The 19,944-nt window shown below is 61.6% G+C and carries 17 protein-coding genes and 1 riboswitch; of the genes, 9 read left to right on the top strand and 8 right to left on the bottom strand.

Annotated elements, in window-relative coordinates:
- Positions 1 to 281: 281 nt before the first annotated feature.
- Complete coding sequence (locus tag GNP00_RS09300) at positions 282 to 1,460, bottom strand: pyridoxal phosphate-dependent aminotransferase (protein WP_011582037.1); 1,179 nt, start codon at positions 1,458 to 1,460, stop codon at positions 282 to 284.
- Between the two features lie 81 nt (positions 1,461 to 1,541).
- Here GNP00_RS09300 and GNP00_RS09295 point away from each other — a divergent pair, with 81 nt between their 5' ends.
- Both GNP00_RS09295 and GNP00_RS09290 read left to right on the top strand, forming a co-directional pair.
- Complete coding sequence (locus tag GNP00_RS09295) at positions 1,542 to 2,234, top strand: GNAT family N-acetyltransferase (RefSeq protein ID WP_041544782.1); 693 nt, start codon at positions 1,542 to 1,544, stop codon at positions 2,232 to 2,234.
- A 51-nt stretch (positions 2,235 to 2,285) separates the two neighbouring features.
- Complete coding sequence (locus GNP00_RS09290) at positions 2,286 to 2,489, top strand: hypothetical protein (protein WP_011582035.1); 204 nt, start codon at positions 2,286 to 2,288, stop codon at positions 2,487 to 2,489.
- 1 nt (position 2,490) lies between these two features.
- On the opposite strand, the gene GNP00_RS09285 is transcribed toward GNP00_RS09290, so the two are convergent.
- Positions 2,491 to 3,072 carry a GNAT family N-acetyltransferase gene (locus tag GNP00_RS09285; RefSeq protein ID WP_011582034.1) on the bottom strand — a complete coding sequence of 194 codons (582 nt, stop codon included), beginning with the start codon at positions 3,070 to 3,072 and terminating at the stop codon, positions 2,491 to 2,493.
- 139 nt (positions 3,073 to 3,211) lie between these two features.
- Positions 3,212 to 4,345 (bottom strand): ornithine/lysine decarboxylase, encoded by a 1,134-nt coding sequence (gene odc2 / locus GNP00_RS09280; protein ID WP_011582033.1) that lies wholly within the window; start codon positions 4,343 to 4,345, stop codon positions 3,212 to 3,214.
- A gap of 533 nt (positions 4,346 to 4,878) precedes the next feature.
- Here odc2 and GNP00_RS09275 point away from each other — a divergent pair.
- The 4 genes from GNP00_RS09275 to GNP00_RS09260 are packed head-to-tail and all read left to right on the top strand — an operon-like array spanning position 4,879 to position 8,779.
- Positions 4,879 to 6,066, top strand: coding sequence for an amidase (locus tag GNP00_RS09275; RefSeq protein ID WP_011582032.1), 1,188 nt, complete (start codon positions 4,879 to 4,881; stop codon positions 6,064 to 6,066).
- A 4-nt stretch (positions 6,067 to 6,070) separates the two neighbouring features.
- On the top strand, positions 6,071 to 6,979 hold the full coding sequence (locus GNP00_RS09270; RefSeq protein WP_011582031.1) for a LysR family transcriptional regulator: 909 nt from the start codon (positions 6,071 to 6,073) through the stop codon (positions 6,977 to 6,979).
- A 60-nt stretch (positions 6,980 to 7,039) separates the two neighbouring features.
- Positions 7,040 to 7,699 carry a DUF1007 family protein gene (locus tag GNP00_RS09265; RefSeq protein WP_011582030.1) on the top strand — a complete coding sequence of 220 codons (660 nt, stop codon included), beginning with the start codon at positions 7,040 to 7,042 and terminating at the stop codon, positions 7,697 to 7,699.
- Complete coding sequence (locus GNP00_RS09260) at positions 7,700 to 8,779, top strand: nickel/cobalt transporter (RefSeq protein ID WP_011582029.1); 1,080 nt, start codon at positions 7,700 to 7,702, stop codon at positions 8,777 to 8,779.
- 46 nt (positions 8,780 to 8,825) lie between these two features.
- Here the strand turns inward: GNP00_RS09260 and GNP00_RS09255 are convergent, their stop codons facing one another.
- From GNP00_RS09255 to GNP00_RS09235, 5 genes are all read right to left on the bottom strand, one after another.
- Entirely contained in the window at positions 8,826 to 9,827 is a 1,002-nt protein-coding gene (locus GNP00_RS09255; protein WP_011582028.1) for an ABC transporter ATP-binding protein, read from the bottom strand.
- 7 nt (positions 9,828 to 9,834) lie between these two features.
- Positions 9,835 to 10,893, bottom strand: coding sequence for a Gfo/Idh/MocA family protein (locus tag GNP00_RS09250; RefSeq protein ID WP_011582027.1), 1,059 nt, complete (start codon positions 10,891 to 10,893; stop codon positions 9,835 to 9,837).
- On the bottom strand, positions 10,890 to 11,729 hold the full coding sequence (locus GNP00_RS09245; RefSeq protein ID WP_011582026.1) for a carbohydrate ABC transporter permease: 840 nt from the start codon (positions 11,727 to 11,729) through the stop codon (positions 10,890 to 10,892). Before GNP00_RS09245 ends, GNP00_RS09250 begins: the two co-directional genes overlap by 4 nt.
- A 235-nt stretch (positions 11,730 to 11,964) precedes the next feature.
- Entirely contained in the window at positions 11,965 to 12,894 is a 930-nt protein-coding gene (locus GNP00_RS09240) for a carbohydrate ABC transporter permease (protein WP_041545539.1), read from the bottom strand.
- 100 nt (positions 12,895 to 12,994) lie between these two features.
- Entirely contained in the window at positions 12,995 to 14,263 is a 1,269-nt protein-coding gene (locus tag GNP00_RS09235) for an ABC transporter substrate-binding protein (RefSeq protein WP_011582024.1), read from the bottom strand.
- A gap of 252 nt (positions 14,264 to 14,515) precedes the next feature.
- Between GNP00_RS09235 and GNP00_RS09230 the strand changes: the two genes are divergently transcribed.
- The 3 genes from GNP00_RS09230 (at position 14,516) to GNP00_RS09220 (ending at position 19,902) form a co-directional block, all read left to right on the top strand.
- Positions 14,516 to 15,376: a glucosamine kinase nucleotide-binding domain-containing protein gene (locus tag GNP00_RS09230; protein ID WP_011582023.1), complete on the top strand. Its 861-nt coding sequence runs from the start codon at positions 14,516 to 14,518 to the stop codon at positions 15,374 to 15,376.
- A 97-nt stretch (positions 15,377 to 15,473) separates the two neighbouring features.
- Positions 15,474 to 15,676, top strand: a riboswitch (cobalamin riboswitch).
- Between the two features lie 104 nt (positions 15,677 to 15,780).
- Positions 15,781 to 18,645 carry a ribonucleoside-diphosphate reductase subunit alpha gene (locus tag GNP00_RS09225; protein WP_011582021.1) on the top strand — a complete coding sequence of 955 codons (2,865 nt, stop codon included), beginning with the start codon at positions 15,781 to 15,783 and terminating at the stop codon, positions 18,643 to 18,645.
- A gap of 147 nt (positions 18,646 to 18,792) precedes the next feature.
- On the top strand, positions 18,793 to 19,902 hold the full coding sequence (locus tag GNP00_RS09220; protein WP_011582020.1) for a ribonucleotide-diphosphate reductase subunit beta: 1,110 nt from the start codon (positions 18,793 to 18,795) through the stop codon (positions 19,900 to 19,902).
- Positions 19,903 to 19,944 lie beyond the last annotated feature (42 nt).

The following is a 19,944-nucleotide window of genomic DNA, read 5'->3' as shown; positions in this document are numbered from 1 at the left end:
TTGTGTTAGCGGGAAACTCCGATGCCGTGCACTATCAGGGGTTGTTTCCGTTAACCTTTTGTTAAGAAAGTCGCGGCATTCTGTCCCATGTCGAATCGGCTTTCCTCCTCCCAAGCAGGTTCGAATCCGGGGCGGCCTAAGTGCCGCCCCGACCGCTTTTTCACTTCATAATTCCAGCTGCCTATAGTCGGCATTCCGCTTTGATGCCGAGGCGCGACATCAGGGCTTGTGCAGCCTCAACCAAAGTTCAGGTCAAGCATTTTTGCCAGCGTTGGCAGGTGCTATTGCCCGGTCCTAGCCAGGAAGTCGCCCATGCGACCGATCGCGCGCAGGATGTTTTCTTCCGAATTGGCATAGGACAGGCGGATATAGCCTTCTCCCAGAACGCCGAAATCCGGGCCGCCGACAAGCGCCACGCCGGCCTCATCCAGAAGGGCGGCGGCAAGCTTCTTGGCTTTCCAACCCGTCCCGCGGATGTTCGGGAAAGCATAGAAAGCGCCTTTGGGCGTGAGGCAGGTGACGCCGGGGAGCCCGTTCAGACCTTCAACCACCAGCTTCCGGCGCGAAGCGAAGGCGCGCATCATCTTCTCGACATCGTCCTGCGGGCCGTCGATGGCGGCGATGCCGGCATATTGCGCCGGCGCGTTGACGCAGGACCAGCAGTTGACCGCAAGCTTGCGCACGAGGCCGTATAGCCGGTCGGGCCAGATTGACCACCCGAGGCGCCAGCCGGTCATCGCCCAGGTCTTGGACCAGCCGTTGAGCACGATCAGGCGGTCGCGGATCTCGGGGAAGGTGAGGAGGGAGGTGGCCTTCTCGCCGTCATAGGTCATCACATCGTAGATTTCGTCGGAGAGGATCGCGACCTGAGGATGCGCCTCAAGCCCCTTCACCAATCTGGCAATTTCCTCGCGCGGGGCGACGCCGCCCGTGGGGTTTGCGGGCGAGTTGAGGATCAGGAGGCGCGTCTTCGGCGTGATCAGCGAAAGCGTTTCCTCGGCGGAGAAGGCAAAGCCGTTCTCCTCGCGAATCGGCACGGGCACCGGCTTTGCCCCGGTGAACTCGATCATCGAGCGATAAATCGGGAAGCCGGGATCGGGATAAAGGATCTCCGCACCCGGCTCGCCGAACATGAGGATGGCCGCGAACATGGTGGGCTTGCCGCCGGGGAGGATCATGATGTTCTCGGGCGACACTTCCACACCCGTGGTCGCGAGGGTGCGCCGCGCCACCGCCTCCCGCGCGGCGAGGATGCCGTTTGCAGGAGTGTATCCATGATGACCGTCGCGCAGCGCCTTTACCGCCGCTTCCACGATATGCTCGGGCGTGTGGAAATCAGGCTGGCCGATGCCGAGATTGATGATATCGCGGCCCTGATGGGCAAGTTCCGTGGCCCGCGCCAATACGGCAAAGGCATTTTCCTCGCCTATTCGATCGAAGGCGGCTACGGTCTGGAGCATCGGGCGTTTCCGTCTGGTTCTGTTGTTTTATGCGCGCTTTTGTGAAGCTTTGCGCCGAAAACGTCAATCGAGAGTCCGACCTTGAAGGAACTGATGAACTGGACCGCCCGGCCCGGGCCCGCCCGCGAGCCACTGACGGGCCGTTATGTCCGGCTGGAACCGCTCGATCCAGGCGCGCATGGCGATGGGCTTTTCGCCGTCTCATGCGTTGCGGATGCGGCGGAGCGCTTCCGCTGGCTCGGCGACTATCCGCCAAAGAGCCGCGAGGAATTCCAGCCCTGGCTCGATAAGGCTTCCGCGAGCGATGATCCCCTGTTCTTCGCTGTCGTCGATGCTGTGACAGGCAAGGTCGGCGGCCGGCAGGCGCTGATGCGCATCGACAGGGCAAACGGCGTGGCTGAGATCGGCAACATCTATTGGGGGCCGGGCATTGCGAGGACGAGGCTCGCGACCGAGGCGCTGTTTCTTTTCGCAGGGCATGTCTTCGACGATCTCGGCTATCGCCGCTTCGAATGGAAGTGCAATAACCTCAACGAGCCCTCAAAACGCGCAGCGCTTCGCTTCGGTTTCCGCTTTGAGGGGATTTTCCGCCAGCATATGGTTGTGAAGGGCGTGAACCGCGACACCGCATGGTTCGCGATGCTCGATCATGAATGGCCGGCGATACGCCGCACCATGGAATTGTGGCTTGCGCCGGAAAATTTCGATAGCAAGGGGCGGCAAGTGGAACGGCTCGAAACCTTCAGGGAAAAAGCGCGTGGAGATCAGCTTTAGTCAGGGCGGAGTACTCGGCGAGAGTGCGCTCAAGGCACGCGGCGGGCGGAGATGAACGAAAATCGTGGTTCCATTATCGCAGCCGCGCTCATCCTGATCGGTTTCGGCATCGTTGCCTTTCTGATGCCGCGGATCATGCTGTGGGTGGCTAATTTCTCCGCCGCCGCGGCAGGTGTGGTCGCGGCGGTCTTCGTGGCGGCGTTTTTCCTGGTGTTCTGGCTGAGGGCGCGCAGCCAAAGGCGAAAGGAAAAATAGCTCAAGCTGCCAGGGATATCTTCCGCCCCGCCGGCTCCAGCACCCCCTGCGCGCCATTAAGCGCACCGTCGACGAGCTCCAGTGCCAGAAAGCGCTCTTTTTCGTAAGGGCCGGGCATAGCGAGCCGGTCGGTCTTTTCCGCTGAAAAGCCGAAGCGGGCATAGTAGGGCGCATCGCCCACGAGCAGGATGGCGCCGTGGCCCAGACGCCCGGCCTCGGCGATCGCGTGCTGCATAAGGGCTTTGCCAACGCCCATGCTCTTCAGCGACGGCTCGACCGAGAGCGGCCCGAGCAGCAGGGCGGGCGATCCGCCATGGCCGAGCCGGACGTTCCAGAGGCGGACGGTGCCGATCAGCGAACCGTCGGCGGCGCGGGCCACAAAGGCAAGACCTTCGGCCGGCAGGCGGCCTCGGCGCAGCTTCTCAGAGGATTTGCGCCTGCGTTTCGGACCCATTGCACGGTCGAGCAGCGCCTCGCGCGCGGGAATATCGGCGGGCGTTTCGGGTGCAACGGAGAAAGCAGGCGTTTTGCCTACGGCCGGGAAATCATCGATCCCGAAGGTTTCGACAGCGTGTTGGGACATGGCCCCGATCCTTCATAAGCGGCTGTTCCACGAGAGCCGGCGCGGACGTGCTACCGCGCCAGCCGATCCGAAAGGCTTTTCGCCTCTCCTTTGCTGCATTTGTGCGGCGCTGGGTGATGCCACCCGGCTGCAAAATGCTCTAGATCACGTAGGATCGAAGCGGCTCGAAACCGTTGAACGCCACCGAGGCATAGGTCGTCGTATAGGCGCCCGTGCCCTCGATCAGCACCTCATCGCCGATCGTCAGCGAGACCGGCAGAGGATAAGGCGTCTTCTCGTAGAGCACGTCCGCCGAATCGCAGGTGGGGCCGGCGAGCACGCAGGGAGTTGTCTCGCTGCCATCATGCCGGGTGACCAGCGGATAGCGGATCGCCTCGTCCATCGTCTCGGCGAGGCCGCCGAACTTGCCGATGTCGAGATAGACCCAGCGCACATTGTCGTTGTCGGCCTTCTTCGAGATGAGCACGACTTCCGACTTGATGACGCCGGCATTGCCGACCATGCCGCGGCCCGGCTCGATGATCGTCTCCGGGATGCGGTTGCCGAAATGCTTTCGCAGCGACGAGAAAATCGCCTGGCCATAGGCCTGTGCTTCCGGCACGTCGCGGAGGTAGCGGGTCGGGAAACCGCCGCCCATATTCACCATCCGCAGGACGATGCCTTCGTCGGCCAAAGCGGCGAAGACCATGCGGGCATCGCTCAGCGCGCGATCCCACGCGGAAAGATCCGTCTGCTGAGAGCCGACATGGAAGGAGACGCCATAGGGCTCAAGGCCGAGCTGCTTCGCACGACGCAGGACATCGACGGCCATGGCGGGCACGCAGCCGAATTTGCGCGAAAGCGGCCATTCGGCGCCGGCTCCATCCGTCAACACACGGCAGAAAACCTTGCTGCCCGGTGCTGCGCGCGAGATCTTCTCCACTTCCTCGGTGCTGTCGACGGCAAAGAGCCGGATGCCCAGCGCGAAGGCGCGGGCTATGTCACGCTCCTTCTTGATCGTGTTGCCGTAGGAGATGCGGTCAGGCGTCGCGCCGGCGTCGAGCGCCATCTCGATCTCCGCCACGGAGGCCGTGTCGAAAGAGGAGCCGAGCGAGGTCAGCAGGCGCAGGATCTGCGGCGCAGGATTGGCCTTCACGGCATAGTAGATCCTGGAATCCGGCAGCGCCCGCTCGAAGGCGAGGTAGTTGTCGCGCACGACATCGAGATCGACCACGAGGCAGGGACCGTCGGGTCGTCGGGTGGCGAGAAAGTCAAGGATGCGCTGAGTAGCCATCATTTCCCTCCGTCGGCGGCCAAGGCCGCTCAAGAAAGCTCAAGCTCTGCGAGCCTTGCGGCCCGCGGTGGACAAAGGATGCGCCTTTGCGTTTCCGCGGCCGGAGGGTGGAGAGCACCGGACCGTTGACGCGTCTTGCGCATTGCGATGAGCTTCCGCCGCAAGGCGAAGGCTCGCTTTGTCTGCCTCAGCTTTGGATGGGATGTCCCTCCGCACTGCCGGCAATGAAGGTGTGCCTCTTCAGTAACCCCGGTCTTTGGACAACCGGCAGACACCAGAAAGGCCCGCACCGTCGTTGCTTCAAGATGTCCTCGATCTTCGGTTGGCCGTAAGATCGACTGGAGCGGTTAGGTCCAGGTACCGTACCGGTTTCCTCGCCATTTCGAGGCCCGGCGGACACCCACAGGCACGTGCGACTTTGGGCAAGGCGGGATATAGGCGCGTTCGATGTCACAATCAACGCCAAATTTTCGGGCGCTTGAAAAATTTGGCACATGCGCCGATTGTCTGCCGATCAGCCAAGGAGAATCGTCATGACGGGCACGCGGGACAGCCTGAACGCGTTTCTGGACTACCCGCAAACAGCGGTGCCCTCATCGCCCACCGGCCTGCTTCGTGGCCTCTCGTTCGGCGTGAAGGATATTTACGACGTTGCCGGCTATCCGACCGGATGCGGGAACCCGCAGAAGGAAGCCGAACGAGGCCCTGTATCCCACTCTTCGCCGGCGATCCAGGCCTTGCTCGACGCAGGCGCGGCCTTTGCGGGCAAGACACAGACCGACGAACTCGCCTTCTCGATGATGGGCATGAACGCGCATTTTCCCCCGCCGGTGAATCCGAGGGCGCCGGAGCGCGTCACGGGAGGCTCATCCTCCGGGTCGGCGGCGGCCGTGGCTGGCGGACTGGCAGACTTCGCCATCGGATCGGACACGAACGGATCGGTGCGGATTCCCGCTTCCTTCTGCGGCCTGATAGGCTTGCGCACCACGCACGGGCGAATCAGCATGGAAGGCGCCATGCCGCTCGCGCCGTCATTCGATACATTTGGCTGGTTTGCTCGCGATGCCCGCACATACGAGGCTGTCGGCGAGGTGCTCCTGGGAGAGGACTTTCATGGCGGGACACTGCGCTCGCCGGTTCGAATCAGTGAATTCGAGGCACGGCTTTTCGGCCAAGCGGAGAGCGCGGCCTATGGAGAGATGCTCGGCCGTGTGCTCGATCACTTCGGGAAATCTGCGGGATATGTCGCCCTTCCCGGCGAAATCGAGGATCTGTATGAGTGCTTCCGGCAGATCCAGGCCCATGAGGCTTGGCTTTCCCAGGCATATTTTCTGTCGCAGCAGGACCGGGAACTCGGCCCGGGAGTGAAAGAGCGCTTCGCCTACGGCCGGTCGATCAGTGATGAGACGGCAGAAAACGCAAGGCGAAGGCGGCGCGAATTCCAGGCCGATTTCAATGCACTGATGCGCCCTGATATGGTGGTGGTAATGCCAACACAGCCCTCGGCTGCGCCGCTCAAGATCGCCACTCTTGAGGAACAGGAAAGCTATCGCCACAGGGGCCTTGCGCTCACCTGCATCGCCGGGCTGCTCGGCTGGCCGCAGATCTCCATACCGCTCGGAGAGGTGCATGGCGCGCCCTTCGGCATTTCCCTCCTCGGGCCGGCAGGCAGCGACCGCCAGCTCATACGGCTCGCCTCCAAGATCCTCGCGGGTTCGTAGGATCATGGATACGTTGACGCGGATGCGCGCTTTCATCCAAGTCGCCGATGCGGAAGGATTTTCAGCGGCGGCGCGGAAATCGGGCCGCTCAAAGGCTTTGCTTTCCAAATATGTGCGGGAACTCGAGGATGAACTGGGGGCGTTGCTGCTGAACCGCACGACCCGGAAATTTTCGCTTACCGAAGCCGGCGGGCTTTATTACCAGCGTGCGCTCGAACTCGTACGGGAAATCGATGCGCTGTCGGAAACCGTTCGCGAATCGGCAAGCGGTATACGTGGCCGCATAAAGCTTTCCGCCCCCCGAACCTTTGCAGACGCTCCCATTGGCCAGTCGCTGATCGATTTTGCGACGGCCCATCCGGAAATCACGCTCGATATTCAGCTGGATGACCGCTTTGTAGACCTTGTGGAGGAGGGGTTCGATCTCGCGATCCGGATCACGAAGCTTGATGATTCCAGCATGATCGCGCGGCGGCTCAACCCTTTCCGAGTACTGCTTTGCGCCTCGCCCTCCTTGATCGAGAAATATGGAAAACCGACGCATCCTCGCGAGTTGCAGAACCTGCCATGCCTCATCGACACCAACAGCCGCTACCGGCACAACTGGCCATTTCAGGAGGGGGGCGTGCCGATAACCGTGCCGGTATCAGGGCCGATTGAGGCGAACAGTCCCCTCGCGGTGCGCGCTGCCGCGCTGGCGGGCCTGGGCTTTGCCTTTGTTCCAGATTTCATTGCCATGGCCGAGTTGAAGGCCGGACGGCTTGTTACCGTTCTGGACGAGTTCATTACAGACGGAGCGGGCATTTTTGCGGTTTATCCCCACCGGCGGTATCTGCCGGCCAAAGTGCGCGCGCTGGTCGATTTCCTCGCGCAATGGCTTAGGGAAAATTGTGGAGCCGAGACGAAGATTTAATCCTAATTTCGCCAGGTTCGTCTAGATAATACAATTCAAGAAATCGAGGGGATGTTCAGCATGAGCGGTAGCACGGGGAAAGCGGCGCCGGCCTGGATCACTGCTGGAATGCTGGCTTTCAGTTCACCGGCCTTGGCTCATCCGCACGTCTTTGCAGAAGCACGGCTCAACGTGGCAATCGGGCCGGAGCGCCAGGTGGAAGCCTTGCGCCATGTATGGCGGTTCGACGACCTTTTCTCAAGCACGGTCCTCGTTGAATTCGACAAGAACCAGGACCTGAAGCTCGATGAGGAGGAACTGAAGGAGGTGGCGGGCGTCGTCCACGATTCCCTTGCCGAGTTCAACTATTTCCAGATCGTCAGCGCCAACGGCCGTGATGTGGCCATGGAGGCTCCGGCCGAATTGATGGCGGATTTCACCGACAATCAGCTCATCATCCTCTTCGAATCCAAGCCCAAGGAGCCGCTCCAGCTCAAGGGCAAGGTAAATTTCGGCGTGTACGACCCGACATTTTACACGGCGATCGATTTCACCGAGGACGATTATCTGGAGGTTGAGAACCTGCCCCAGGATTGCAATCACACGGTTGTCCGGCCGGACCCGGATGATGCGATCGCGCAGAATCAGTCGACGTTGACGGAAGCATTTTTCAACGATCCGACAGGAACCGATTACAGCAAAATCTTTGCGACGAAACTCGAGCTCACCTGCAAGGGCTGAATGATGACCAAGCATGTCGGGCTTTCCGCGAAGCTCTTCCTGATCGCAGCCACGACGGCCATCCTTGCCTTTCATGCCCACGCGCAGAGCTCGCTAGGCATCGGAACCGCGGAGCCGTCCGTCGCGCCGGTCGGCCGCTTCGCCGGGCTTCTGCAGTGGGTAAACAACGAGCAGCAGAGCTTTTATCGCGCGCTGACTGGCGCGCTGAAGGCGATGCGCGAGGACGGATCGCAGCTCTGGGTCCTGGTCGGCCTTTCCTTCGCCTATGGGATTTTCCATGCGGCAGGGCCAGGCCATGGCAAGGCCGTGATCTCCTCCTACATGCTCGCCAATGAAGTGGCGCTGAAGCGCGGCATCACGCTCTCCTTCGCCTCGGCGATCCTGCAGGCTCTGACGGCGATCGTGGTCATGGGGTCGGTGTTCCTGATTTTGCGCGGCACCGCGATTTCCATGACCGATGCCACCTGGTTTCTGGAAATTCTGAGCTATGCGCTCATCGCCGCATTCGGCGCCTGGCTGTTATGGCGCAAGCTCGGCCCGCTCTTGCGGCGCGACGAGGGCCATGCGATGCACAGCCTTTCCGCAGCCCATACCGGCGAGCACCGTCATAATGGGCATGAGGGGCATCACGAACATCATGGGCACTGTCATCATCACCACCATGATGACGGCCATCATCACCATGTTCACGCGCCGGGCGAGGTCTGCCCAAGCTGCGGGCACTCCCACGCGCCGGACCCGGCAAAGCTTTCCGGTGACCGGCTCGATTGGCGCACAGCCTGGTCGGCGGTGGCTGCGGTAGGGATGCGGCCCTGTTCCGGGGCGCTGATCGTGCTCACATTCTCCTTTCTCAATGCGCTTTGGCTTGGCGGAATCGTCTCGGTCTTCGCTATGGCACTCGGCACGGCAATCACGGTCTCGGTGCTCGCAATTCTTGCCGTAACGGCCAAAAACTGGGCCGTTGCGCTCTCCGGCGGCGGCGCGTGGGGGACCCGAATCCATAACGGAATCGAGATCGCCGGTGCGCTTTTGGTGCTCATGCTGGGGCTGGTGCTATTGGCCGCAAGCCTTTCGGCCTAAAATTTCAGACTTGCGGGCGCGACAAGCGCCCGTTTGGGATTTCCGATCAGGCGATCACGTCACCATTCGCGTCGAAACGATAGATCCGCTCGTGCTGAGGTGTGGCGAATAGCTTGTCGTCGGGTGCGAACTGGTGCTCGCCGAAAAGACGGGCGGTGATGAGGCCGGCCTGCTCCGTGTCAAGATAAAGGATCGTGTCGGCGCCGAGATGCTCCACATGCAGGACGGTGCTTTTCCAGTCGCCGGAGTTCGGGTCGACCGTTACGTGCTCGGGACGCACGCCAAGCGTTTTCGCGCCGTTCTTTCCAAGCTTCTCGGCCTCGATCAGATTCATTTTGGGCGAGCCGATGAAGCCGGCCACGAAGAGGTTTGCCGGGCGGTTGTAGAGCTCCATTGGGGTACCGATCTGCTCGATCCGGCCGGCGTTCAGGATCACAATTCGGTCCGCCAGGGTCATTGCCTCCACCTGATCATGCGTCACATAGATCATGGTGGCCTTGAGCTCGCGATGAAGCTTGGCGATTTCAAGTCGCGTGTTCACGCGAAGCGCGGCGTCCAGATTTGAAAGCGGCTCGTCGAAGAGGAAGAGCTTGGGGTTACGCACAATGGCGCGCCCAATGGCGACACGCTGGCGCTGGCCGCCCGAAAGCTCCGCCGGGCGGCGCTCCAGATAATCATCAAGGCCGAGCATCTTGGATGCCGTGGCCACGCGTGCCTTTATCTCTTCCCTGGGGCGTCCTGCCTGCTTGAGGCCCAGCCCCATGTTGTCGCGCACGTTGAGGTGGGGATAAAGCGCATAGCTTTGGAAGACCATGGCGATGCCGCGCTTGGCGGGCGGCACGGTATCGACCGCCTGACCATCGATCAGCACCTTGCCGGAGGTGGCATCCTCCAGCCCGGCTATGATGCGGAGCAGTGTCGACTTCCCGCAACCGGACGGGCCGACGAAGATGACGAACTCGCCGTCGTTCACCGCAAGGTCGATGCCCTTCAACACTTCGGTGGCGCCGAAGGACTTCTCGATGTTTTCCAGCGTCAGCGAACCCAAGGCGACCTCACAATTTCACCGCGCGCCCGGTGCGCACGCTTTCGTCGGCGGCGAGACAGATCTTCAGCGACTGCACAGCATCCTCCATGTGGCGCGAGAGGTCCATGTCTTCCCGGATAGCCTTGAGGAGAAAGGCCTGCTCGCGCTCGCAAAGCTCCTGGTGGCCGGGTTCGCCCTCCATATTAAGGATCTCGTCGGGCTCGGCGAAGCGGCCTCCCGGCTCCCGCGCGGCGCGATGGACGCGGAGCTTGGCCGTTTTGGTGTGAGTGTCGATGTCGTCGGACTTGGCGCCCTCGTCCATGACGATGGAGACGCTGCCCCTAGGCGACATGACGTCCTTCACGAAGAAGGCGGTTTCGGAGATCATCGGACCCCATGCGGCCTCATACCAGCCGACGGAGCCGTCGTCGAACAGCACCTGGAGGTGGCCGTAATTGTACATGTCGGGGTTGATCTCGTCCGAGAGCCGCAGGCCCATGCCGCGCACCTCGACGGGCTTCGCGTCGGCGATCTGGCACATGACATCCACATAATGCACGCCGCAGTCGACAATGGGGGAGGTCGTCTGCATGAGCTGCTTGTGTGTTTCCCAGGTGGGCCCGCTCGACTGCTGGTTGAGGTTCATGCGGAAGACGTAGGGGCCGCCCAGCGTGCGGGCCTCTTGGATCAGCCTTTGCCAGGAGGGGTGATGACGCAGGATGTAGCCCACGACCAGCTTGCGGCCATTTGCCTTAGCCGCCGCCACGACGCGCTCCGCGTCCTTCACCGTCGTTGCAAGCGGCTTTTCGACAAACACATGGCAGCCGGCCTCAAGGGCCATCACCGCATAATCGGCGTGACTGTCGGAATAGGTGTTGACGGAGGCGACATCCGGCCGCTCGCGCTTCAATGCTTCCTCGAAGGAGCGCTCGACCGCATAGCCCGCAAGCTCTCCTTCCAGATGAACAGGGGAGCGGTTCACCAAGCTCGCGATCTCGAAGCCCGGATTGCGGTGATAGGCGAGCGCGTGGCTTCTGCCCATATTGCCGAGGCCGGCGACGACCACGCGCAGCGGCTTTTCGCTCATTTGACGGCTCCTGCAGTGATCCCGCGAATGAGCTGGCGGGAGAAGATGAGATAGAGGATGAGGACGGGGAGGATCGCCAGCGAAAGGGCGGACAGAACTGCGTTCCAGTTGGTCACGAATTGGCCGAGGAAGATCTGGGCACCGAGGGTGATGGTCTTCGTGGCTTCAGCCGGCGCAAGGATCAGCGGAAACCACAGGTCGTTCCAGATCGGGATCATGGTGAATACCCCGACGGTGGCCATGGCCGGACGCACGAGCGGCAGGACGAGGCGGAAGAAGATGCGGTATTCCGAAAGCCCGTCGATGCGGCCGGCATTCTTCAAGTCTTCGGAAACCTGTTTCATGAACTCCGAGAGAATGAAGACGGCGAGCGGCAGCCCTTGCGCCGTATAGACCAGAATCAGGGCCGTAAGCGTGTTGACGAGGCCGCTCGCCACCATGAGTTGAAGGATCGCCACCGTGCCGAGCCGAATGGGGATCATGATGCCGAGGGCGAGATAAAGGCCCATGAGCGGGTTGCCGCGAAAGCGGTATTCGGCAAGCGCGAAGGCCGCCATGGCCCCGAAAAGGAGCACGAAAAACAGCGATGCGACTGTTACGATGAGGCTGTTCTGGAAATAGAGGAAGAAGTCGCCCTGCGTCATCACCGTCTGATAGCCGACGAGGCTGAATGTTTCGGCGTCGGGTAGGGAAAGGGGAGAGCGGAAGATCGCCTGGCGCGTCTTGAACGAATTGATGACGATGACGATAACCGGGAACAGCGCGATCGCCGTATAGGTGATGAGCGCGGCATGTGCCGCAACGCTGCGCCAAGGGGAGGAGCGGGCGCGGCTCATGACGCGGAATCTCGCACGGGCTGGCGCCCCTTCGCGCCCCCCTCTGTCCTGCCGGACATCTCCCCCACAAGAGGGGAGATCGGCTGTCTCCGGGCCTTTCGCCAATGATCAGAGAATGAGTGCGGCAATCGCGGCCGGCCAATCTCCCCCCTTGAGGGGGAGATGCCCCGCAGGGCAGAGGGGGGTACCGCAAAGCGCTGCCCGAGCCTGATTGCCGCGTTTCTCATCTCCACCCTCAGAACTGATAGCGGCGAAGCCGCGTCTGGATGCCGAAGAGATAGAGGCACACGCCCGCCAGGATGATGAAGAACATCATGGAAGCGATTGTGGCGCCCATATTCGGGTCGCCGATCTGCAACTGGAAGCCGAAAAAGGTGCGGTAAAGGAACGTGCCCAGGATATCCGTTGAAAAATTCGGGCCGGCCATCGCGCCCTGGCTGGAATAAATCAGGTCGAAGGCATTGAAGTTGCCGACGAAGGTCAGCACCGAAATAATGCCGATCGAGGGCAGGATGAGCGGCAGCTTTATCTTCCAGAACTGCGCCATCCCGGTGATGCCGTCGTATTCGGCCGCTTCGAGGATTTCGTCGGGAATGGCCAGAAGGGCGGCATAGATCAGCATCATGGGAATGCCGACGAACTGCCAGACCGAAATGAGGCCCAGCGTGGTGAGCGCATATTCCTCCTTGCCGAGCCAGGGCGCGAAAAGGCTTTTCAGCCCCACCAGGTCGAGCAGGCTGGGCGCGACGCCCCAGATGGGGCTCAGGATCAGCTTCCACACGAAGCCGACGATGACGAAGGAGAGGATGGTCGGCACGAAAATCGCGGTGCGGTAGAAGCCACGCAGGCGCAGCCGCGGATTGGAAAGAAGCGCCGCAAGGAGGATGCCGATCGGGTTCTGCACAGCCATGTGGATGATGAAGAACCAGACATTATTCCACAGTGCATTCCAGAAGCTTGCCGACCAGCGCGGGTCGCCGAGAAGCGTTCGGAAGTTCTCAAGACCAACGAAGACCTGCGCCTCCGGTGTGCCGCGGAACAACGAAAGCTGCAGCGTCCCGAACAGCGGCAGGATCATCACCACCGTATAGACGAGCAGCGCCGGCGCCAGGAAAACGGCGATGTGCCAGCGGATCGGTTTCTTTGAGGCTGGTTGCACAGTCATCGCGGATTTCGATGCCATCCCCACCCGGCGCTAAGCGCCGACCTCCCCTCATGCGGGGAGGCCGCGAGCGTCAGCGAGCGGGTGGGGGGTGCTTTGTGCACTAGTTCCCCTGCTGCGGCTCGTACCAGCTCGTGAGGCCCTCCTGAAGCCGCTCCGCTGCTGCTTCGGGCGTCTCCGTGCCGTTGATCACGTTCGCGGAAGCCGTCCAGGTCTCGTTTTCCAGATTTGGAGTTCCGCGCGAAAGGATCTGGTAGGTCGAGCGGATGGTCGGCTCGCATTTTTCGCGCCAGGAGACGAATTCCCGTGCAAGCGGATCTTCCATCTCCACGGGCTGCGAGGAGAGGCTGAAGAAGCCGGGGAGCGCATTGGCGTAGATCTTCGCGAACTCGTCCGAGGCCACCCAGGTGAGGAATGTCCTGGCCGCTTCCGCATTGGGGCTCTTGGCGTTCAGGCCGATGCCAATGTCCGTGTGATCGGAGATGTAGCAGGTGTCGCCCGCAGCTTTCACCGGAGGCGGGAAAGCGCCCATCTCAAATTCCACCTGGGTATTGAACACGGAGATTTCCCAGGAGCCGGCGGGGTAAATGGCGGCACGGCCGAGCGTGAAGAGGTTCTGGCTATCCGGATAAGTCTGGGCCTCAAAGCCGTCGCCCAAATAGTCCTTCCAGCGGGCGAGCGTCGTAAATGGGTCCACCCATTGCGGATCGGTCAGCTTCTGCTCGCCCTTGATGAGGGCAAGACGGCCTTCCTCGCCCTTCCAGTAGTTCGGGCCGATGTTCTGGTAGCCCATGGTCGCCGCTTCCCAGAGGTCCTTCGTGCCCATCGCCAAGGGGATGTAATTGCCGTCCTCCTTGATCTTGTCGAGCACGGCGAAGAACTCGTCCTCCGTCTGCGGCACCTGCAGACCCAGCTCTTCAAAGGCATCCTTGTTGTAGATGAAGCCGTGAATGACCGAGGCCATAGGCACGCAGAAGGTGGCGGAGCCATCGTCCGTCTGCCATGCCGACTTGGCCACGTCGGAAAAGTTCTCCATGCCCGGCAGATCCGTGAGATCCGCCAGCTGGCTTTTGTTGTAGAGCTCCAATGATGCGTCGAACGGCCGGCAGGTGATCAGGTCGCCGGCGGAGCCGGCATCCAGCTTGGCGTTCAATGCTGCGTTGTATTCCGTCGGCGCGGAAGGAGAGAAGACCACCTTGATGCCGGGATTTTGCGCTTCAAAAGCTGGGATGAGCTGTTCCTGCCAGATTGCAAGATCGTCATTGCGCCAGCTCTCTATCGTCAGCGTCACATCCTGCGCCGCGGCGAGGCCTGCCGTCCCGGCGAGGATGCTCGTGGCCGCCAGAAGCATCAACGCTTTTCTGTATATCATAGGTTTCTCCTTATGGCTGAGCGCCTTTTCCCTTCCCTAGATCCCGGCGCGTACCAGGGGCGCTGAGGCGTGCTATGTAGCCGGCGATCATCCCAACGGGTGTTGATGATTGCAGCAAGTGCCTGCGTCTGCTTTAGAACCTCTGCCCTTTCCGCCGTCCATCGCCCCTCTTACTTCCGGTTGCAGACATGTTAAGAACATTCCGCTACGCTTTTCCAGCACCAAAATGTAAGGGACAGTAGGTAGGGCACGATGAGTCTCGTGGCTGTAGACGGGGGCGGGACGGGGTGCCGGGCGGTTATAGCCGATAGGAGTGGTATCGTGCTTGGCCGCGGCGAGAGCGGTCCTGCCAATGTGATGACCGACCTCAGCGGCTCGCTCAAGCACATCCTCGAGGCTGTCGAGCAGGCGGGCAAGCAAGCGGACTTCCCATCCAGTATCTCGGAGCATAAGGCGGTCCTGGCGCTCGCCGGCGCCAATGTGGGCCGGTTCGGCGAAGAACTGCTGCGAAGGCTGCCCTTTGCGGACAGCATCGTGGAATCGGACGCGACCGCTGCCGTGCGGGGCGCCCTTGGAACGCATGATGGCGCAGCCGCCATCATAGGCACCGGCTCCGTGTTCGGCGCGCAGTCCGGTGGAGAAATCCGGATCATCGGCGGCTGGGGCTTCCTGCTCGGCGACCAGGCCAGCGGTGCCAGGCTCGGCCGCGCGCTGCTGGAGGAAACCTTGCTGGCTCACGACCGAGTCATTCAAGGATCCTCCGTGACGCAGGCCGTGCTTGCCCGTTTTGGGGGCGATCCGCGCGAGATCGTGGTGTTCGGTCAGCGGGCCCGACCGGCCGATTTCGGTGCATTCGCGCCGGAGATCTTCGCTTGCGCGGAAGGAGGAGATGCGGTGGCGAGGAAAATCATCGCCGAAGCGGTCCGCTGGATCGAAGCTTCGCTGGACACGGTGATGCCGCCCAATTGCGACCGTGTCTGCCTTCTCGGCGGCCTGGGGAAACCATACACACCCTATCTTAGCGAACGGTACCGAGCCTTGCTCAAGCCAGCGCAGGGCAATGCGCTCGACGGCGCTCTGGCGCTGGCGGTGGAAAAATTCGGGAAAAGCTGATTATCCCCCGCCGGAACTCCAGGTTCTACCGCCGTCAAGGCTCTGCTGCAAAAAAATAGCGGGATACCATGCATTGACATCAGATGTGCCGGGGCTACTAAATATAGCCCATCACGGTGCTGTCGAGTCGTTCGGGTCGAGAGCTTAAGAGGGAAGCCGGTGTGAGGCCGGCGCTGCCCCCGCAACTGTAAGCAGCGAGCTTGTGTCGCGTATTGCCACTGGTGCTCCTAGAGCGCTGGGAAGGCCTGACAGAAGCGATGACCTGCAAGCCAGGAGACCTGCCGTGATGAGCATTGAACGTCCACGGGCGGGGTGTCCCGGCGGTGCGCTTGATCGCGGCGGTTCGTTTCCGCTGTCGTCCGGCATGCCTGCTCGACCCTCGTTCAGCAACCACGGGGGTTATCATGTCAGCGACTGCCACTCAGCTTTCCAATGGATCGGCCGCCGGACCGGTCTTTACACCCGCGCCGGTCGAGCGCGAGGCGGAGTCTGCCTATCGCGTCATACGCCGCAACGGCTCCGTCACGCCGTTCGATCCGAGCAAAATCGCCATTGCTCTCACAAAGGCGTTCCTTGCCGTGGAGGGATCGGTAGCGGCGGGTTCACGCCGCGTGCACGAGGTGGTCGAGGATCTGACGGAGCAGGTCGTGGGCGCGCTGACGCGCCGTAACGAAGCGGGCCGTACCTTCCATATCGAGGAAATTCAGGATCAGGTGGAACTTGCCCTGATGCGCGACGGGCATCACAAGGTTGCACGGGCCTATGTGCTCTATCGCGAGGAACGGGCACGTGAGCGGGCCGCCACGAAGACCGCCGAAAACGCCGCGCAGCCGATCCTACAAGTGATGCTGGAGGACGGCAGCAAAACGCCGCTGGATATTGCGCGGCTCACGGCGGTTGTCGAGGAAGCCTGCCAGGGGCTGGAGGCGGTCTCGGCTGAGGCGATCCTGTCGGAGGCACAGCGCAACCTCTATGACGGCATCACGCTGGACGAGCTTTCGCTGGCGCCGATCCTTGCCGCCCGTACGCTCGTGGAGACGGAGCCGAACTATAGCCAGGTCAGCGCACGGCTGCTTCTCGACAAGCTGCGCCGCGAAGCGCTGACTTTCGTCGAGGGACGGCCGACACAAGCGACACAGGCCGAGATGGTCGAGCGTTATCCGGCGTATTTCGAAGGGTTTATTGCGGCCGGTATCCAGGCGGAGATGATCGATCCGGAGCTTGGCCGCTTCGACCTCAAGAGGCTGGGTGCGGCGCTCAAGCCGGAGCGCGATCTTCGGTTCCAATATCTGGGTTTCCAGACGCTCTACGATCGCTACTTCCTGCACGAGGACGGGGTGCGCTACGAGCTTCCGCAAGCCTTCTTCATGCGTGTGGCGATGGGCCTTGCCCTGCGTGAGATCGATCGCGAGGCGCGGGCGATCGAATTTTACGATCTCATTTCCACCTTCGATTTCATGTGCTCGACGCCGACGCTTTTCAACGCCGGCACGCTGCGCCCGCAGCTTTCCTCCTGCTTTTTGACGACCGTTTCCGATGATCTCGACGGCATCTTCAAGGCCGTAAAGGACAATGCGCTCCTGGCAAAATATTCAGGCGGGCTCGGCAATGACTGGACCCCGGTGCGCGGACTCGGAGCGCGCATCAAGGGCACCAACGGCAAGAGCCAGGGCATCGTGCCCTTCCTGAAAGTGGCTAACGACACGGCGATTGCCGTCAACCAGGGCGGCAAGCGCAAGGGCGCGGTGTGCGCTTATCTCGAAACATGGCACGTCGACATAGAGGAGTTCCTGGACCTCAGGAAGAACACAGGCGACGACCGGCGCCGGACGCATGACATGAACACGGCCAACTGGGTGCCGGATCTCTTCATGGAGCGCGTGGAGGCGGATGGAGAATGGACGCTGTTCTCGCCCGACGAAACGCCCGACCTGCATGATCTTTATGGCCCCGCCTTCAAGGCGGCCTATGAAGAATACGAGGCGAGGGCAGCGCGTGGCGAGATCCGCGTCTTCAGACAAGTGCGTGCGGTGGATCTGTGGCGGCGCATGCTCACCATGCTGTTCGAGACGGGACATCCGTGGATCACCTTCAAGGACCCATGCAACCTGCGCTCGCCGCAGCGGCATGCGGGCGTGGTGCACTCTTCGAATCTCTGCACGGAAATCACGCTCAACACCTCGAAGGACGAGGTGGCCGTCTGCAATCTCGGCTCAATCAATCTCGCCGCGCATGTGAGCGAGAAGGGGCTGGACATGGAGAAGCTCGCGCGAACGGTCGCGACCGCGATGCGCATGCTCGACAATGTCATCGACATCAATTTCTACACCATTCCCGAGGCGCGGCGCTCGAACCTGCGCCACCGGCCGGTGGGGCTCGGCCTCATGGGATTCCAGGATGCGCTGCAAACACTGAGATTGCCCTATGCTTCGGAAGGGGCGGTGGAGTTTGCCGACCGCTCGATGGAGGCGATCGCTTACCACGCGATTTCCGCGTCCGTGGAGCTTGCCAAGGAGCGTGGCGCCTATGCGAGCTTTGAGGGTTCGTTGTGGTCGAAGGGCGTGCTGCCCATCGATTCCCTTAGCTTCGTGGCCGAATCCCGCGGTGTCGACGGCATGGATCGCGGCACGACGCTGGACTGGGAAAGCCTGCGCGCCCGCGTGGTGGAGCACGGCATGCGCAACTCCAACACGATGGCGATCGCGCCGACGGCGACCATTTCCAATATCTGCGGTGTCAGCCAGTCGATCGAGCCTGCGTATCAGAACCTGTTCGTGAAATCGAACATGTCGGGCGATTTCACGGTGGTGAATGCCGCGCTCGTGCATGATCTCAAAGCGCGTGGGTTGTGGGACGAGGTGATGGTCTCGGACCTTAAATACTATGACGGTTTGCTCGGCCAGATCGACCGCGTTCCGGACGATTTGAAGGCGCTCTACGCCACGGCCTTCGAGATCGACCCAGCCTGGCTGATCGAGGCCGCCTCGCGCCGGCAGAAATGGATCGACCAGGCGCAGTCGCTCAACCTCTACATCGCCAACCCTTCCGGCAAGAAGCTTGACGAGCTCTATCGGCTGGCATGGAGGAAGGGGCTGAAGACCACCTATTATCTGCGCTCCAGGTCCGCCACACATGTGGAGAAGTCCACGCTGAAGCGCGCCGACGGAAAGCTCAATGCCGTGGCGGTGATGCCGCAGCCGGCGGCCTTCGAATTGGAAGGCGTAAAGGCGTGCGCCATCGACGATCCCGATTGCGAGGCGTGCCAGTAAGGCTTCCTCGGCGCAGAACGCGCCGGGGTGGGGGCGTTTCATCCTTCCAACCCCGCCCTCGCTGACTTCGTTCGCGACCACCCATCTCACAAGGGGGAGGGTGGGCCGCCGGCTCACAAAGAGCCACAAGAATCTCCGGAGAACCAAATGCTGACTTGGAACGAATATACCGATCCTTCCCAATCGCCCTCCGCCGGCGAGACAGACGCCACCGGCCTCGGCACAATCGAACGGGGGGCGGGGCGCGTGTCGGTGGACGACAAGCGCATGATCAATGCGCGGGCGGACGTAAACCAGCTGCTACCGCTGAAATACCGCTGGGCATGGGAAAAATATCTGTCGGGGTGCAACAATCATTGGATGCCGACTGAGGTTTCCATGCAGGCCGACATCGCGCTGTGGAAGTCGCGCGACGGGCTGACGGAGGACGAGAGGCGCATGGTCAAGCGCAATCTCGGCTTCTTCGCGGCTTCCGAATCGCTGGTGGCCAACAACATCGTGCTTGCGATCTACCGCCACCTGACCAATCCCGAATGCCGGCAGTATCTCCTGCGCCAGGCTTTCGAGGAGGCGGTGCACACGCACACATTCCAATACATTGTGGAAAGCCTGGGCCTGGACGAGGGCGAGCTGTTCAACATGTATCGCGAGGTGCCGTCCATCACCGACAAGGCGGCCTGGGCGCTGGAATACACACGCCATCTGGACGACCCGAATTTCCGCACCGGCACACCCGAAGCCGACCAGGCCTTCCTGCGCGATCTCGTGGCCTTCTACGTGATTTTCGAGGGGATGTGGTTCTATACTGGGTTCGCGCAGATCCTCTCGCTCGGCCGGCGCAACAAAATGGTGGGGATTGCCGAGCAGTACCAGTATATCCTGCGCGACGAGTCGATCCATTTGAATTTCGGCATCGATGTCATCAACCAGATCAAGCACGAGAACCCGCATCTGTGGACGCCTGAATTTCAGGAGGAGTTGCGCCGCATGTTGAAGGACGCCGCCGAGCTGGAGGCGGCCTATGGGCGCGATACCATGCCGCGTGGCTTTCTCGGCCTCAATGCCGGGCAGTGCGAGCAGTATATGCATTTCATCGCCAACCGGCGTTGCGCCCAGCTTGGGCTCCCGCCGGTGTTCCCAGAGACGGAAAACCCGTTCCCATGGATGTCGGAAGCGATGGACCTCAAGAAAGAGAAGAACTTCTTCGAGACGCGGGTGATCGAATACCAGAACGGAGGGGCGCTCAGTTGGGATTGAGCATCGGCCCAAGCGTCAGCTAGGACTTAAAGACATAAACAT

The organism is Chelativorans multitrophicus, assembly GCF_011317445.1.
GTDB lineage: Bacteria > Pseudomonadota > Alphaproteobacteria > Rhizobiales > Rhizobiaceae > Chelativorans > Chelativorans multitrophicus.
This window is presented reverse-complemented; position numbering and strand designations above follow the sequence as displayed.